The 15,293-nt window shown below is 55.7% G+C and carries 15 protein-coding genes; 10 read left to right on the plus strand and 5 right to left on the minus strand.

Annotated elements, in window-relative coordinates; translation table 11 throughout:
• Nucleotides 1-90 precede the first annotated feature (90 nt).
• Together GS630_RS01145 and GS630_RS01150 are read left to right on the plus strand one after the other, a co-directional pair.
• Complete coding sequence (locus tag GS630_RS01145) at nucleotides 91-795, plus strand: GntR family transcriptional regulator (RefSeq protein ID WP_171620861.1); 705 nt, start codon at nucleotides 91-93, stop codon at nucleotides 793-795.
• The gene (locus GS630_RS01150) at nucleotides 792-1,502 is read left to right on the plus strand and encodes an aspartate/glutamate racemase family protein (RefSeq protein ID WP_171176704.1); all 711 of its coding nucleotides are present in this window, start codon (nucleotides 792-794) and stop codon (nucleotides 1,500-1,502) included. Before GS630_RS01145 ends, GS630_RS01150 begins: the two co-directional genes overlap by 4 nt.
• Before the next feature lie 102 nt (nucleotides 1,503-1,604).
• Here the strand turns inward: GS630_RS01150 and GS630_RS01155 are convergent, their stop codons facing one another.
• Nucleotides 1,605-2,375, minus strand: coding sequence for a transporter substrate-binding domain-containing protein (locus GS630_RS01155; protein ID WP_171235848.1), 771 nt, complete (start codon nucleotides 2,373-2,375; stop codon nucleotides 1,605-1,607).
• 121 nt (nucleotides 2,376-2,496) lie between these two features.
• On the opposite strand from GS630_RS01155, the gene GS630_RS01160 reads away from it, so the two are divergent.
• The 3 genes from GS630_RS01160 to GS630_RS01170 are packed head-to-tail and all read left to right on the plus strand — an operon-like array spanning nucleotide 2,497 to nucleotide 4,351.
• Nucleotides 2,497-3,237 (plus strand): amino acid ABC transporter ATP-binding protein, encoded by a 741-nt coding sequence (locus tag GS630_RS01160; RefSeq protein ID WP_171235849.1) that lies wholly within the window; start codon nucleotides 2,497-2,499, stop codon nucleotides 3,235-3,237.
• Between the two features lie 8 nt (nucleotides 3,238-3,245).
• Nucleotides 3,246-4,004: an amino acid ABC transporter permease gene (locus GS630_RS01165; protein WP_171620862.1), complete on the plus strand. Its 759-nt coding sequence runs from the start codon at nucleotides 3,246-3,248 to the stop codon at nucleotides 4,002-4,004.
• A gap of 11 nt (nucleotides 4,005-4,015) precedes the next feature.
• Nucleotides 4,016-4,351, plus strand: coding sequence for a carboxymuconolactone decarboxylase family protein (locus GS630_RS01170; RefSeq protein ID WP_171620863.1), 336 nt, complete (start codon nucleotides 4,016-4,018; stop codon nucleotides 4,349-4,351).
• A 52-nt stretch (nucleotides 4,352-4,403) separates the two neighbouring features.
• On the opposite strand, the gene GS630_RS01175 is transcribed toward GS630_RS01170, so the two are convergent.
• Nucleotides 4,404-5,336 (minus strand): hydrogen peroxide-inducible genes activator, encoded by a 933-nt coding sequence (locus GS630_RS01175; RefSeq protein WP_171620864.1) that lies wholly within the window; start codon nucleotides 5,334-5,336, stop codon nucleotides 4,404-4,406.
• Nucleotides 5,337-5,443: 107 nt separating this feature from the next.
• Here GS630_RS01175 and katG point away from each other — a divergent pair, with 107 nt between their 5' ends.
• Complete coding sequence (gene katG, locus GS630_RS01180; protein ID WP_171620865.1) at nucleotides 5,444-7,624, plus strand: catalase/peroxidase HPI; 2,181 nt, start codon at nucleotides 5,444-5,446, stop codon at nucleotides 7,622-7,624.
• Nucleotides 7,625-7,714: 90 nt separating this feature from the next.
• Here the strand turns inward: katG and GS630_RS01185 are convergent, their stop codons facing one another.
• Nucleotides 7,715-9,499, minus strand: a complete 1,785-nt coding sequence (locus GS630_RS01185) for an ABC transporter ATP-binding protein (RefSeq protein WP_171620866.1) — start codon at nucleotides 9,497-9,499, stop codon at nucleotides 7,715-7,717.
• A 285-nt stretch (nucleotides 9,500-9,784) separates the two neighbouring features.
• Complete coding sequence (locus GS630_RS01190) at nucleotides 9,785-10,723, minus strand: c-type cytochrome (protein ID WP_171620867.1); 939 nt, start codon at nucleotides 10,721-10,723, stop codon at nucleotides 9,785-9,787.
• Nucleotides 10,724-10,770: 47 nt separating this feature from the next.
• On the opposite strand from GS630_RS01190, the gene GS630_RS01195 reads away from it, so the two are divergent.
• The 3 genes from GS630_RS01195 to GS630_RS01205 are packed head-to-tail and all read left to right on the plus strand — an operon-like array spanning nucleotide 10,771 to nucleotide 13,211.
• Nucleotides 10,771-11,343, plus strand: a complete 573-nt coding sequence (locus GS630_RS01195; protein WP_371809095.1) for an RNA polymerase sigma factor — start codon at nucleotides 10,771-10,773, stop codon at nucleotides 11,341-11,343.
• Nucleotides 11,340-12,077 (plus strand): hypothetical protein, encoded by a 738-nt coding sequence (locus GS630_RS01200; protein ID WP_171620868.1) that lies wholly within the window; start codon nucleotides 11,340-11,342, stop codon nucleotides 12,075-12,077. Before GS630_RS01195 ends, GS630_RS01200 begins: the two co-directional genes overlap by 4 nt.
• Nucleotides 12,078-12,134: 57 nt before the next feature.
• Nucleotides 12,135-13,211, plus strand: coding sequence for a helix-turn-helix domain-containing protein (locus GS630_RS01205; protein ID WP_171711815.1), 1,077 nt, complete (start codon nucleotides 12,135-12,137; stop codon nucleotides 13,209-13,211).
• On the opposite strand, the gene GS630_RS01210 is transcribed toward GS630_RS01205, so the two are convergent.
• Nucleotides 13,184-14,074 (minus strand): LysR family transcriptional regulator, encoded by an 891-nt coding sequence (locus tag GS630_RS01210; protein ID WP_171620870.1) that lies wholly within the window; start codon nucleotides 14,072-14,074, stop codon nucleotides 13,184-13,186. The two genes, GS630_RS01205 and GS630_RS01210, sit on opposite strands and share 28 nt — an antisense overlap.
• Nucleotides 14,075-14,181: 107 nt before the next feature.
• On the opposite strand from GS630_RS01210, the gene GS630_RS01215 reads away from it, so the two are divergent.
• A complete protein-coding gene (locus tag GS630_RS01215; protein ID WP_171620871.1) occupies nucleotides 14,182-15,183 on the plus strand; it encodes a sterol desaturase family protein in 1,002 nt (333 codons plus the stop codon).
• The last annotated feature ends 110 nt before the right edge of the window (nucleotides 15,184-15,293 follow it).

Genomic DNA, 15,293 nt, shown 5'->3' on the forward strand with positions numbered 1-15,293 from the left:
CACGCTGTACGCAGAACTGTATACAGTTTTGTATATTGATTTCAAGCGCTGCCTATGGCACCTGTGGCAAACAAGAGGAAGGGCAGGTTAATGGCGGGTCCAAGGGTCGACGACATCTATGATCAGGTTAAGGCGATGGCGGTCTCGTTCCGTCTGCGCCCTGGGGATCGCCTGAACGAAGTTGCCCTGTCCAAGGACCTGGGCGTCAGCCGGACCCCTTTACGAGAGGCATTGAACCGGTTGGTTGCAGAACGGTTGTTTGATTTTCGCCCGGGGCAAGGGTTTTTTTGTCGTCCGTTGGATGCGCAAAGCGTGTTTGACCTGTTTGAACTGCGCCAGATTATCGAAACTGCCGCCGCGCGAGCGGCGTGTTCCAAGGCGTCTGATGAAGACCTGCAGAATCTGCGAGATGAGCTGTATTCAACGGGCATCGACATCACCGGCCTGACCGTCGAGGAAGCTGTCAGCCGGGACGAAGCGTTTCACCTTGGGATTGCCAAACTGTCAGGCAATATGGAGCTGTTGCAAACCCTGACGCGGATAAACGAGCGAATCCGCTATATCCGCTGGATTTCCATGAGTATGGACCGGGTGCAACGTTCAAAAGACGAGCATAAGCGAGTTATGCAGGCGTTGATGGAACGGGATGCAGAAGAGGCCGCGCATGTTCTGGGTGCTCATATCACCAAGCGCATGGATCAGGTGCAGGACGCTGTGCGTCACGGGATTTCCAGCATTTATATGGAAGGGTCCGAAGAAATCTCGGCCCGCATAATCGAGGAGGTCGAGGGATGATTGCGCAAGGCGGAAAATCCATCTACGGCGCATCGGTTGGTATTCTGATGCTGGATGCCCAATTCCCCAGAATCCCGGGTGACATGGGCAACGCGCTGACCTGGCCATTCCCGGTGCTCTATCGCATCGTCCGTGATGCCTCGCCGGATCGGGTGGTTCGGCACCGGGCCGAGGGGATGCTGGATTTGTTCATCGACGCGGCGCAGGACCTGGTAAGGGATGGTGTGGATGGCATAACCACCAATTGCGGTTTCCTGTCCCTGTTCCAGAAAGAACTGGCCCAAGCCGTCCCGGTTCCGGTGGCCACATCGTCTTTGATGCAGGTCGAGATGGTGAATCGCATTCTGCCTGCGGGTAAGCGCGCAGGGGTTTTGACCATTTCAGCCTCGACCCTGACGAAAGATCATCTGCGGGCGGCCAACGTGCCGTTGGATACCCCGATTGGCACAACCGAAGGCGGGCAGGAGTTCACCCGTGCGATCCTTGGAAATGAGCTAAGGCTGGATGTTCAGAAAGCGCGTGAAGATAATGTTCAGGCGGCGCATACCTTGGTTGCGGACAACCCTGACTTGGGTGCAATCGTGCTGGAATGCACAAATATGTGCCCCTATGCACGCGATATCCAACAGGCTACTGGGTTGCCCGTGTTTTCCATCGTCTCTTTTATTCAATGGTTTCAGGCCGGTCTGGTTCCGCGGACATATTGATCGAAAATTGGTGCGCGAAGCACTTTGCTCAGTCATGTCAAAGTAGAAAACGCCCGATCCTGAAGGCCGGGCGTTAAAGTGCAGGTTATGTCTGAAAATGGATCAGAGACCCCATTTCTCGCGGTTGGCTTCGAAGAAGCCTTGGGCTTTTTTCACTTCGATCCAGTTGTTCACATAGTTGATCCAGACCTGATCGCCCTGCGGCAGGATCATCGCGATGGGCGATGGCGACCGGGGACCCGCATTCTTGACACGGACCACAGGGAACTTCGCCTCAAGTGTTGAGCCTTCGATGTTCGATGTGATGAACACATCCGCGCGCCCGGCGATCACTTCCTGAAAACCACGGGCCGGGGCTTCCACGACTTTGATCTCAGCGTTCGGGAACCATTCACGCACGCGCTTTTCAAACGTGGTGCCCAGAGTTGTGGCGACCGTCACGCCCGGTTGGTTGATTGAATCATAGCCGTCGAATTTGTCCGCCTTATCCTTGGTCGTGTACGGGAACAATTCCACCGCGATGTAGCTATCCGAGAAACCGGCGACCTTCATGCGCGGCGGAGAGATCGAGGCCGAACCGGTCAGGTGGTACTTGCCCGCCACCACGCCGTTGACCAGCGTTTTCCAATCGGTCGGCACATATTCGACCTCAACCCCCAGATCGGCGGCCAGTTCGTTCATGATGTCGATGTCATAGCCTTTGTAGCTGTTGGTGGCCGGATCGCGCAGCGACATGGGGTTCCAGTCACCGGTCGTGCCCACTTTAAGCACGCCGGAATCCAGAATCTCGTTCAGTGCGGATTGCGCCTGTGCGGCACCTGACAATACCAGACCCAGCGCGGCTGCCGCCGCTGCTTTCAAAAAAGTGTTCATCGCTTTCTCCCGTTGGTGATGTTTATGTCTTGCCGCCGTGTTCATCATTGATTTAACCCGAAAGAGAAAGATAACCTCAAGAAAATATTACAACTTGACTAAAACAGGGGCAGACCAGCTTATGCCAGACGCCGCAATTGAACTTGTGGGCGTGAACAAGTGGTTCGACACGTTTCACGTACTCAAGGATATAAACCTGACGGTCAACAGCGGCGAGAAGGTGGTGATATGCGGGCCCTCGGGGTCAGGTAAGTCAACCGTCGTTCGGTGTATCAACCAGTTGGAAAAACACCAGAAAGGAACCATCCGCGTGGATGGGGTCGAACTGACGGATGACGCAAAATCTGCGGCGACTATCCGGTCCGAGGTTGGAATGGTGTTTCAACAGTTTAACCTGTTTCCGCATCTGACCGTGTTGGAAAACCTGACTCTGGGCCCGATCAAAGCGCGGGGTCTTAGCCGTAAGGAGGCCGAGGAAAAGGCACGTCTCTATCTGGAGCGCGTACACATTCCTGATCAGGCGGACAAAAAACCCATTCAGTTGTCCGGTGGCCAACAACAACGCGTTGCCATTGCGCGGTCCCTGTGCATGGAGCCGCGTGTTCTGTTGTTTGATGAGCCGACCTCGGCGTTGGACCCCGAGATGATCTCGGAAGTGTTGGATGTCATGGTCGAGTTGGCGAACGAGGGCATGACCATGGTGGTTGTGACCCATGAGATGGGGTTTGCGCGCAAGGTGGCCGACAAGATGATCTTCATGGACGCGGGTGAAATCGTCGAAGAAGGCAAGCCCGAACATTTCTTCACCAACCCGCAATCCGAGCGGTGTCGTAAATTCCTGTCGCAAATTCTGCAGCACTGAGAGGGGCTATGAAAAAACTTCTTCTGATAGCGCCCTTGCTGTTGCTTGCGGGTTGTTCCTCGTCCCAGACTTGGGGCTGGTATGTGATTGACCCCACCACGGCATCGGGCTGGACCAACGTAAAATTCCTTGTCTCGGGCATGTGGGCGACGATCCAGATATCGCTGATCGCAGCGGTTCTGTCGATTGTCGTGGGCCTGATGGTGGCATTGCCGGGGCTGTCCGAGAAACGCGGTTGGCGTTTGGTCAACCGGGTCTATGTGGAATTCATCCGCGCCATTCCACTGTTGCCGATGCTGTTTTGGGTTTTTTATGGATTGCCTATCGTGTTCCAGTCGATGGGAATGAACGTCCCAATCGATCCATTCTGGGGCGCGATCATCACCCTTGCGATTTCGGACAGCGCCTTTACCGCCGAAATCTATCGCGCGGGTATTCAATCCATCGCGCGGGGTCAGCGTGAAGCGGCGCAGACCATCGGTCTGAATTACGTGCAGACCATGCGTTACGTGATCCTACCACAGGCGATCCGGCGTATTCTGCCTCCGTTGGCAAACCAGTTCATCTACATCGTCAAGATGAGCGCCTTTGCCAGCGTCATCGGGATGCAGGAACTGACCCGCCGCGCGAATGAATTGGTGGTGACGGAATACCGCCCGCTGGAAATCTACACACTGCTGATCTTTGAATATTTGATCCTCGTGCTGATCATCAGTGCAGGTGTGCGCTGGTTGGAACGCCGCATGGGCGCAGACGAGCGCGGATAAGGAGTAACGACATGAACTGGAAAGACTTCATGGCCGAGACCGAGGCCAATATAGGGACTTTCTCAAAGGAAGTTCCTGAAACCGTTCGGGGCTTTGGTATTATGGGTAAGGCGGCCAAGACCGATGGCGCGCTGAGCGAGAAGAGCAAGGAATTCATCGCGTTGGGCATCGCTGTCGCGACTCGTTGCGACAGCTGCATCGGGTTTCATGTGAAGTCGCTGGTTCGTCTGGGGGCCACGCGCGAAGAAATGTGCGAGGCTTTGGCCATGGCGACCTATATGGGGGGCGGGCCGTCGTATGCGTATAGTGCCAAGGCGCTCAAAGCTTATGATGAGTTTTCCGAATGACATCTTAATGCAATGATCCGGCAATACCTGCCACATCGCGCTTAAAGGTGGGTCACTCGGCTGCCGACTGATCGCTGTGCCCAGTGTTCAAAATGTTCTCTTCCGCAGTTTTGCGGATGATCGCGCCGATCTTGAGCAGGTTTTCACTCAGCGGGTTGGTCTTTCGCCAAACTAGCCCAATTGTTCGCGCCGGCGGGGTGTCCTGGAACCGGGCAATAGCGACATCAGCGGAACGGGTTTCCAACCCAACGGCCATCTCGGGGATCAGGGTGACGCCAATTCCTGCCCCAACCATCTGTACGAGGGTCGAAAGCGAGCTGCCCTCCATAACCTGTTGCGGTTCGATATTGCGGATCGAACAAAAAGACAGGGCCTGGTCACGGAAACAGTGGCCTTCTTCAAGCAGCAATAGCCGCATGGTTCGGAGCTGCGATGAACTTGGCATGGGCAGGCTGGCGTCCCGCGCCGGGCGGACCAGCAAAAAATCTTCGTTGAACAACGAGAACTCTCGAAGACTGGGTTCCGACACCGGCAGGGCAACGACTCCGACATCCAGTCGCGAGTCCAGTATTTCGCGGATCACGGATTCGGTAATGGTCTCTTTGGGCTCAATCGTCAGCTGCGGAAATCGCTGCGACATGGCCTTGATAATCGAGGGCAGAAGATAAGGCGCAACTGTGGGAATTACACCGATCCTTAATCGGCCTGACAGCGGGCCGGACGGGGATTGCACCAGCTTACCCAAGTCCTCGACTCGGGTCAGAATTTCACGGCTGTGCTTCAACACGTCTTCGCCCAAGGCGGTCAAGCGGGTTTCACGCGCCGCCCGTTCGACCAATGGGCCGCCCATGATGGCCTCTAGCTCTTTGATTTGAATGGAAAGTGCTGGCTGCGAGATTGCACTGGCAGCTGCGGCTTTGCCGAAGTGACCATGGGTGGCAAGGGCCTCGAAGTAACGCAGGTGCTTGAGTGTCAGTGCCTTCATTTGAAAAATTAATCACAATGATAGTAATTACAAATTTCCATTTATCGCTTGGGTCGGGTACGAGTCAAGGCATCTGAACCCCTAGGTAAATACTCAGGAGATTTACAATGGACGGTAACCCTCACAATCATCAAACCGGCGGCTGCCCTGTCATGCATGGCGGGAACACAGGTACAGGCAATTCTGTTACCAAATGGTGGCCGGATGCGCTGAACCTGGACATTCTGAGCCAGCACGACACGCGCACCAACCCGATGGATGCGGACTACAACCACCGTGAAGCGGTCAAAGGTCTGGATTTCAAAGCCGTTCGCGCCGATGTCGAAGCATTGCTGACCGATAGCCAAGACTGGTGGCCGGCGGACTGGGGCCACTATGGCGGCCTGATGATCCGTCTGGCGTGGCACTCGGCCGGATCCTATCGCTTGGGCGACGGCCGTGGCGGCGCGGGTTCGGGCAACATCCGATTTGCTCCGCTCAACTCGTGGCCAGACAACGCCAGCCTGGACAAAGCCCGCCGTCTGCTGTGGCCGGTGAAAAAGAAATACGGCAACGCGCTGTCCTGGGCTGACCTGATCGTCCTGTCGGGCACCGTTGCGTATGAATCTATGGGCCTGAAAACGTTTGGCTTTGGTTTTGGTCGCGAAGATATCTGGGGCCCGGAAAAAGACGTGTATTGGGGTTCGGAAAACCAGTGGCTCGCCCCATCCGAAAGCCGCTATGGCGATCTGGAAACACCCGGCACGTTGGAAAACCCCCTAGGCGCGGTGCATATGGGTCTGATCTATGTGAATCCCGAAGGTGTAAACGGTAATCCTGATCCGGCACGTACCGCTTTGCATATCCGTGAAACCTTTGCCCGTATGGCTATGGACGACGAAGAGACCGCAGCGCTGACCTGCGGCGGTCACACGGTTGGTAAGGCGCACGGCGCTATGGCGGGCGACAATATCGGTGCCGAGCCTGAAGCCTGCCCGGTGTCCGGTCAAGGCTTGGGTTGGGACAACCCGGATCAGAACGGCAAGGCAACCAACGCGTTCACTTCAGGCATTGAGGGCGCGTGGACGAAAGAGCCGCTGAAGTTCGACATGGGTTATTTCGATTATCTGTTCGGTTACGAATGGGAACTGGGCAAATCGCCCGCTGGCGCGCATCAATGGCAGCCCATCGACATGCCGGAAGATGAAAAGCCGGTCGATCCGACCGACTCGTCTGTCCGCCGGATGCCGATGATGACAGATGCGGATATGGCGATGAAGGTTGATCCGGCATACAACGCGATCTGTCAGAAATTCATGGCCGATCCGGACTATTTCGCGGACACCTTCGCGCGTGCCTGGTTCAAACTGACCCACCGCGACATGGGGCCACGCGTCAACTATTACGGTCCGGACGTCCCTGCAGAAGATCTGATCTGGCAGGACCCAATCCCGGTCGGTTCGACTGATTATGACGTAGAAGCCGTCAAGGCAAAGATCGCAGACAGTGGCCTGACAGCGATCGAGATGATCAACACCGCTTGGGACAGTGCACGTACCTTCCGAGGCTCGGACAAACGCGGTGGCGCAAATGGTGCGCGCATCCGTCTGGCACCACAGAAAGACTGGGCGGGCAACGAGCCTGAGCGTCTGGCAAAAGTCCTGGGTGTGCTGGAGCCGATTGCCGCGGAAACCGGAGCGTCGGTCGCTGACGTGATCGTTCTGGCAGGTAATGTCGGTCTGGAACAGTCGATCAAGGCAGCAGGCTTTGACGTGGCGGTTCCCTTCTCGGCTGGTCGCGGTGACGCGACGGACGAACAGACTGATGCCGACAGCTTCTCGGTGCTTGAACCACTGGCTGACGGGTTCCGCAACTGGCAGCTTAAGGAATACGCCGTGTCGCCAGAAGCGATGATGCTGGACCGCGCGCAATTGCTGGGTCTGACGGCATCTGAGATGACCGTTCTGGTCGGCGGCCTGCGTGTTCTGGGCGCCAACCATGGCGGATCGGCGCACGGTGTCTTCACCGACCGTGTCGGACAGCTGACCACTGACTTCTTCGTCAACTTGACGGATATGTCGCTCAGCTGGCATCCGGTTGAAGGCGGCACTTATGAGCTGCGCGACCGCGCCTCTGGTGAGGTCAAGTTCACGGCCACCAGTGCTGATCTGGTCTTTGGCTCGAACTCGATCCTGCGCGGCTATGCCGAGGTTTATGCTCAGGACGACAACGCCGAGAAGTTCGTGCGCGACTTCGTGGCAGCATGGACCAAGATCATGAACAACGACCGCTTTGATCTGGTTGCGTAAAGTATGAAGAACCCAGGCGAGGGTGGCCTCGCCTGGATTGCTTTTTCTAGGCCACGCAGTTAGCTTCCCCAAGCAAAGTTGAAGTCGCGGTTACTCCGCGACTTCTTTTGTGGGTGTGTGCTTTTTGAATTGTTGATCAAACAAAGTGCGGAAGCTACCGCTTTTCTTCATCAACTCATCCAGATTGCCTTGCTCAACAATTGCACCATCCTGAACCACGATAATTTTGTCTGCCTCAAGCACAGTCGACAAGCGGTGAGCGATGACGATGACGGTCACGTTCTGCGTCAAGGCATCCAGAGCCTTTTTGACAAGCGATTCCGATTCAGCATCCAAGGCGCTGGTGGCTTCGTCCAACAACAAGATTTCGGCGTTGCGCAGAATAGCGCGCGCGATGGCTATCCTCTGTTTTTGACCTCCTGAAAGGAAGGTTCCGTTTTCACCGACCTGAGTGTCATACCCGTCCTTCAATTCCATGATGAAATCATGGGCGTGCGCTGCTTTGGCCGCTTCAAATACTTCTTCATCGGTTGCTTCCGGCGCTGAACAGCGCAAGTTGTCCATGATCGATGCCGAAAACAGAAACGTGTCCTGACCAACATAAGAAATCTTTCGCCGCAACGAAGCAAAGCTCACGTCTCGCAGATCCTGACCATCGATCTCAACAACTCCTCCATCGGGGTCATAGAATCGCATGATCAGCCCGAACAATGTGGATTTACCGCCACCAGACTGGCCAACAAGGGCGGTGGTTTTGCCTGCCTCGAACGTGACGCTCATGTTTTCTATCACCGGCATCGCGCCTTGATACCCGAAGGTTACGTCGCGCAGGGCAATATGGCCGGGCCCGGCCTTTAAGTCGCGGGCATCTGGGCTTTCCACCATTGTGTCTTGCGAGTCGAGCAAGCTGAACAACAAACCGACACCGATCATGTTGGTTTCGATCTGGACGCGCATGCGTGACAAGCGTTTTGCCGGCTCGTAAGCCATCAGCAATGCTGTGATAAAGGACATAAGCTGCCCGGCGGACGGTTGCTCAGACCCTGCAATACCCATCGTGCTGACAATCAGCACACCCGCAACGGCAAGGCCCGCCAGAAACTCCATCAATGGGCTGGCGATTGCCTGAAGTCTGGCAATGTCGTTCGAACGTTGCTCGACTTTGCGGATGGCGGTTTCCATCCGGTCAATCATTCTGTCTTCAAGCGAAAAGACCTTAATGACTTTGATACCTGCTGAGGTTTCCTGCAATACGCGGATAATTTCGGCCAGCGACTTGAATTCTGCCTGCATGATCGAGCGAACGCTTTTCAGCAAATAGCGAACACCCAGCAAGGCGATGGGGCCGACAACAAAGAACATCACCGACAAAACTGGCTGCTGATAAACCATCACAACCACCAGACCGACCAGAGTCAGGGCATCGCGGACAAAGCTAGTCACCAATACATCAATCAAACTCCGCGCAGCTTGCGCACCATTGGTAGTGCGCATCAGCAGATCTGACGACTCATTTGCACTAAAATATGAAACGCCGTGCCGAAGTAGTTTGCGGTACACCTTTTCTTGTTGCTGCGCCACGATCCGGTTACCCGCGCGCGCCAGAAAAGTAGACTGAACATACGAGGCAACCGCTTTGGTCAGAAACAGCAGCACAACTGCCAACGCAATCACCTGCGCCCATCCCCGCAGTTCCGGGCTTGTCATGGCATCGACGATGTATTCCATCATATAGGCCGACCCGGCCGTCGTGATGGCGACCACGATCATTGCCAAAATCGCGATGCCGTACAATGGGCCTTGAGCATAAAAGCTTTCGCCTACAAGGCGGCCCATATAGCCTGATCGCCATTTTTTCCAGGCGCGCGTTATCATTGCGTTCTCCAAATCGTGAAACGGTGCGCACGTTCAGATACCCTAAAATTTGCCGGGCCAAAAGGGCAGATACCGGGCTGCGTCAGTGAGGCCCATGCCAACTGTTGTTCGTGCGAAGCCGTAGATAGGGATTGCAATGGGATGAGACAAGTACAATGCGCGCTACGAACCAAAAGCAAGTAATCTGGCGCGCGCGATTTTGCGCCTCAAATGGAGAATTTTTCCGCCCTATCATCAGTGCGCGGGCGTCCGCGCGACTGAATCAAGGTCGAAGCTCGGTAAAACTCAGCTTTCGCTCTGCAGATATGCCAACAAGTTAACGATATCTTCGTCTTTTTTCAGACCGCGAAACTGCATCCGATTTCCGGGGAGGAAGCCTTTGGGATCGGCCAGAAATGCAGTCAAGTTTTCCTGTGTCCAAACTATGCCAGAGTTCTGCATAGGAGCGGAATACTTGAAGCCTTCAACCTGGCCCGCTGGCTTGCCAATAACGGCATGCAAGGAAGGGCCGACAGCGTTACTGCCTTCGTTCAGTTTATGGCAAGCGCTGCATTTGCGAAAAACTTTCTTCCCCGCCTTGATGTCTCCTGACGCGGCGGCTGCAACGGCCGCAGTTTCTGCTGCTGGTGTTGCGGCGGCCTGTTTGCTGTCAGAGTGAAAGATCAGCCGGGCCGTGACAGGAACTGTCCGGGTGATGCTCGGTAGGTTTGCCAGTTCCATCAGCTTATCGACACCCGCGTTCACACCAGCATCTTCTGCGCTGAGGAACACTATATCATTGGTGGAAACCAGGACCGAAGATTCGGACAGTTGCGCTACAAACAGTTCTGTGTCGAAAGAAACGTCCGAGCCAACCAGAGACAGAACGGATGCTGCATCTACTGTGGTGGTTTCGCCAATCGACAGCCCGGATACTTCGGCCATGTCGAAGTCAGCCGTCAGCGTTGCCGAGCCGGCTTTTCGAAAAACAAATTCAATCATCCGATCGTTTCGGATATCGATATTGGTCTCGACAGATGACAGGTCGATGGTGATTTCAGCGCGACCATCTTGGGTCACATGCCCGCTGAGTTTGCCAAAGCTGTTAACCTCACCCACAGTGTTTTTCTTTATGGTGCCATAAGCCAAGTGCGAGTTGTCGCTGTCCAAAGTCCACGTGCCGGCAAGAACAGGTGTTGCAACAATCGCCGACGCAATCGTGACTGCTTTCAACAGAAGTTTCATTTCATTCCTCCAAGGTTTATGACAATTTTGCCGAGCGGGCCCGGTCCGTGAAAACCAAACACACACAGGTCGCGATTTATTCGATGAATGCCGAAATGACTTCAGAACAGGCCGTTCGGGATGCGGTGCAGACGCACTCGAAACGCGTCTGGCGGTTTGCGTTGGCATTGTCTGGGGCGTCTGACGTGGCGGATGACCTTTTGCAGGCGACTTGTCTTCGTGCGTTGGAACGTCATCATCAGGTCACGTCGCATAATCGTCTGGACAGCTGGTTGATGACAATCTGTCGGTCTATCTGGCTGAACGAAGTGCGATCACGCTCGGTCCGTCGGGCGCAGGCATTATCGGTAACGCCAGAAGCAGACCTTGTGGCGAGCGGGCCGGACACAGAAACGAATATTTTCGCCACTGAAGTGTTTACACAAGTGATGCAGCTTCCAGAAGCGCAGCGGGAAACGGTTATGCTTGTGTTCGTCGAAGGGTACAGCTACCGCGAAGCTGCCGCCTTGCTGGAGGTTCCCATCGGTACGATCATGAGCCGGCTCTCGAATGCTCGGCAGAAACTGAAAGCGGTGCTGCAGCCCGATGCGGCGCACACCGCGCGACGGAGTGGCAAATGACGTTTTCCGACGAAACGCTGGTGGCGTATCTGGAAGGCACGCTGGATGAGGCGCAGAGCCGCGCCATTGAGGCTGCGGTTGAGACCGACACCGCGCTGGAACATCGCCTGATGGTACTGGATCCGTTCGCGCCACTTGTTCATGATGTTTTTGAGAAACTTCCGGCTGAGGCGCCAAGTGTAGAGATGCCCGATCCGGTGATGCCAGCTGCGCGCGGCAGTGGTCTGCGCCTTGTTGCAGTCGCAGCGAGTGCGGCGATTGCTGCCATTGCCGTGACCTTTTGGGCCACTCGACCGGCAGACCTGGGCTGGGCACAGCAAGCTGCGATCTATCAGTCGCTTTACGTGCCCGAGACCATAGCCTCGCTAGACAGTTCAACCAAATCGCTAGACAAGCAATTTGAAATGGCTGAGGCAGAGCTTGGGCGGTCTTTGAACCGTGAAACGCTGGAATCCTTGCCGGGGTTGGAGCTAAAACGGGCGCAGGTTCTGTCCTTCAAAGGCAAGCCTCTGATTCAGGTTGTTTTTGCAGATGAACAAGGTCAGCCCTTTGCATTCTGCGTTATCCGTCAAGGGCCAGATGCCCCACCGGCTGAGATCAAGCAAGCGGTGCTGAGTGGGTTGGCGACAGCCACATGGGCGCAGGATGGCTACGGGTACATGCTGTTGGGCAATTCGCCGCAGACTGATTTGCAGAATGAGTTGGACGTTCTGACCCGGACCTTTGCAGGCTGATCAGAAACTCTTGGAAAGCCTCTTGTGAACCGGTGCAAATGCCCGAAGAATGCCGGTATGAATTCGAAGAAACCCATGCCGCTTCCGGAGGATGAGGCCGAAGATCTCGGCCCGGCCAGTATTTTTGACGGTGATCCGACCGAAGAAGAGGATTTGTGGTTTTTGCCACCCGATGAGGTGGCGGAGGAGGATTATTTCCCGCCCGGCCCCCGATCTGATCGGCGTTTGTTGTTTGACCCGCGTGATTGGCGGGCGGCGCAGTCAGACTTGTCGGCAGAGCTTGCGGATCTGGCGCTGACTTTTGGGGCGCTGGACGAACGGTTACGTGCTGGACCCAAAGGATGGACTCATCGTCTGGCTTTGATGGAGACGTCTGATCTGGGCTGGTGGACCGGCGATCGGGTCAGTGTGGACCGATTGGCCTTGTGGACTGGTCTGCGCATTGGCGCGACCCACGACGATGTGCAAGCTTTGTTCCGTGCGGGTTGGGCTGTGCGCCGATTAAGCTCGGGCGCTGCTCCTGCAGAAGGGGGATGGGAAAGCGGGCTGACCGCGTTTCTGGACCGTCTGGCACAGGGTTCTGATGCCGCGCCCGAGGCTGTTGTGGATTTGGCGGAAGTTATGCAAAGCGCTGAAGGTTTGCATCCGGTGACGCAATCGGCAATTGCGTTTCATGCATGGCGCGCGATCGCGCAGGGTATTGGACAAGACACAGAGGCCGCCGTGATTGCGGCGCGGCACGCTGCGTCCATGGGACGTGGTGGTGCCCTGTTTATGCCGCTTGCCTTGTCTGGCCCTGGTGCCTTGCGTGGGGCAGGCGAACCGACGGAAAAGTTGGGATCCTGGATACGAGGGGCAGGGCAGGCGGCCCTTGCGGGTCTCTTGCATCTCGACCGGATCAGTGCGTGGGAGGACAAAGCCCGGGACGTCACGCAAGATCTGAGCGGGCGCACGCCACCGCGTTTGATCGAGGTTCTGGCATCGTGGCCGATGGTCTCCGCTCCGTTGGCCGAAGACTTGACCGAAGCGTCCCGCGCGGCGGTTCAGCGCAATTTCGATCTGTTTAGCCGCCGAGGTTTGGTGAGAGAGGTCACGGGGCAAGGGCGTTATCGAGTCTGGACTGCGGCGCTGTAGTCCAGCAGCCAGTCACGAAAGGTGCGGGCGGGTTTGCGCATGGTTGCAAGCGATGGGTAGATCAGGTGGTACGCCTCTTGTCCGGAAACTGCGGTGTCGGGCAAGCACGGCACGAGCCCTGACAATTCTATGATCCGATCTGAAGCAGGCGCGCGGGCAAGCGCAATACCCAACCCGCTTGCTGACAGTTCTGCGGCCATGATCGAGTTGTCAGCGAAAAAGTACTGAGCCTGTCCTGCAGGCAAGCGCAGGGTTTCGAACCAATGCGGCCAACTTGCGCGATGTGTTGAGACCTCGATCAGAGTGTAACTAAGCAAGTCTTGCGGGGTTTTGATCTGTGCAGCGATAGCGGGCGGTGCAACAGGGTAAAGAACTTCTCGAATTAACTCATCACCTTCGGTGCCAAACAGGGCAGGGTTACCAAAAACAATCTGCAAGTCGGTAAATCGATTGGCAAAATCCGAAACGATGTTTCCGGTGGACAGTGACAGGTTGATATCAGGGTGCCGGGCTTGAAATGCTGAAAGGCCCTTGGCCAGGATTCCATGGGCGAAAAGCAATACAGACTGCACGTAGAGACGCTGCTCTCGCGTTTCGCCAAACAGGCCTGTGGTGGCAGTTTCCAGCATCAACAGGGATTGTTGCACCGATGGCAAATACGCCCGCCCTGCCTCGGTCAGAGTAACGGCATGGGCATGGCGGTGGAACAGAGGGGTGCCCAGCCGGGTTTCCAGCGCTTTCACCTGTTGGCTGACGGCCGCGGCGGACATGTTCAGCTGCACCGCCGCACGGGCAAAGCTTTCGGTTCGCGCGGCCGCTTCGAACACACGTAACCAGTTGAGAGAGGGGATGCGGGATGACATTTTAACAGGCTAAGCAAAACTTATCCTGACCTGCAAGACAAACCGTGCTGAACCTTGCTCAAGACGCGTTAGCGTGTTGGCAGCGAACTAAATGAATGAGCCCAGCCATGACCGATCCAGCTCTGCCTCCGCGACCCAAGCGCAAAATCTGGAACTTTACACCGCAATTGCCAATTCAGACGTCTCCGTACTGGGATTGGCCGATGAAACCGTTGGCTGCGCTGCGTTACCTTCTGCAAAGCTGGAACCCGTTGGCGCTGCGCGCGCTGCTGCTGGTTTTTGCCATCATCACCTGGAATTACCTGACCCCGTCACTCGTCCGGATCCAGACGTTCAGCTGGGATTGGGTGGCCGAGATCTGGTTTCGGAATTTCTGTATTCTGATGGTGGTTGCAGGTGGCTTGCATCTGGCACTGTGGAAATTCCGTACGCAACAGGATGAATACCGCTATGACATGCGTCCGATGATGAAGGGCGCAAAGGTTTTCACCTTCAAGAACCAGGTCTGGGACAACATTTTCTGGACCTTAGGCCCGGCGCTGACCTTCTGGACTTTTTGGGAATGCATGATCCTGTATTCCTATGCCAATGGGTGGATCACCATGATCACCTTCGACAGCAATCCGATATGGTTCATCGCGGTTGTAATCTTTGTTCCGATCTGGGCGGGATTTCATTTCTACTGGCTACACCGTTTGCTGCATGTCGGCCCGTTCTATACCAAAGTGCACGCTTGGCATCATCGCAACATCAACACCGGTCCATGGTCTGGCCTAGCCATGCATCCTGTCGAAAGTTTCTTTTTGATGTTCGACACGATGATTTTCTTTCTGCTGCCGTCCCATCCAATCCACGCGATATTTCTGCTGTTTCATCACGGAATTGGTGCACCGACCTCTCATGCCGGTTTCGAACACGTTAAATTCGGCAACAAGGCCAAGTTTCAGGTCGGGGACTTTTTCCATCAGCTGCATCACAGGTTCTTCGATTGCAACTACGGCACGTGGGAAACGCCTTGGGATGAGTGGTTCAACACGTTCCACGATGGCACAGACGAGGGCAACGAAATGGTCAAAGAACGCAGGCGCAAGATCTGGGCGGGCGAGTAAAGCCGCACCAGTCCTTTGCCGAGCCCGAAACGACCCGGCAAAGGACTGGGATTTACATCCAGACGTAACCCCTCATTCTGCTGCGAAGCATCAGGGTAAGTTGGCCAAGC

The sequence above is a fragment of the Ruegeria sp. HKCCD7303 genome (assembly GCF_013111185.1).
Classification (GTDB): domain Bacteria; phylum Pseudomonadota; class Alphaproteobacteria; order Rhodobacterales; family Rhodobacteraceae; genus Ruegeria.

Excerpts from the sequence above, each read along its gene's own strand:
- GS630_RS01155 (WP_171235848.1), bottom strand. The coding sequence starts at position 2,375 with ATGAACACTTTTTTGAAAGCAGCGGCGGCAGCCGCGCTGGGTCTGGTA.
- GS630_RS01205 (WP_171711815.1), top strand. The coding sequence starts at position 12,135 with ATGAATTCGAAGAAACCCATGCCGCTTCCGGAGGATGAGGCCGAAGAT.
- GS630_RS01165 (WP_171620862.1), top strand. The coding sequence starts at position 3,246 with ATGAAAAAACTTCTTCTGATAGCGCCCTTGCTGTTGCTTGCGGGTTGT.
- GS630_RS01215 (WP_171620871.1), top strand. The coding sequence starts at position 14,182 with ATGACCGATCCAGCTCTGCCTCCGCGACCCAAGCGCAAAATCTGGAAC.
- GS630_RS01145 (WP_171620861.1), top strand. The coding sequence starts at position 91 with ATGGCGGGTCCAAGGGTCGACGACATCTATGATCAGGTTAAGGCGATG.
- GS630_RS01170 (WP_171620863.1), top strand. The coding sequence starts at position 4,016 with ATGAACTGGAAAGACTTCATGGCCGAGACCGAGGCCAATATAGGGACT.
- katG (WP_171620865.1), top strand. The coding sequence starts at position 5,444 with ATGGACGGTAACCCTCACAATCATCAAACCGGCGGCTGCCCTGTCATG.
- GS630_RS01200 (WP_171620868.1), top strand. The coding sequence starts at position 11,340 with ATGACGTTTTCCGACGAAACGCTGGTGGCGTATCTGGAAGGCACGCTG.
- GS630_RS01210 (WP_171620870.1), bottom strand. The coding sequence starts at position 14,074 with ATGTCATCCCGCATCCCCTCTCTCAACTGGTTACGTGTGTTCGAAGCG.
- GS630_RS01185 (WP_171620866.1), bottom strand. The coding sequence starts at position 9,499 with ATGATAACGCGCGCCTGGAAAAAATGGCGATCAGGCTATATGGGCCGC.
- GS630_RS01160 (WP_171235849.1), top strand. The coding sequence starts at position 2,497 with ATGCCAGACGCCGCAATTGAACTTGTGGGCGTGAACAAGTGGTTCGAC.
- GS630_RS01190 (WP_171620867.1), bottom strand. The coding sequence starts at position 10,723 with ATGAAACTTCTGTTGAAAGCAGTCACGATTGCGTCGGCGATTGTTGCA.
- GS630_RS01150 (WP_171176704.1), top strand. The coding sequence starts at position 792 with ATGATTGCGCAAGGCGGAAAATCCATCTACGGCGCATCGGTTGGTATT.
- GS630_RS01175 (WP_171620864.1), bottom strand. The coding sequence starts at position 5,336 with ATGAAGGCACTGACACTCAAGCACCTGCGTTACTTCGAGGCCCTTGCC.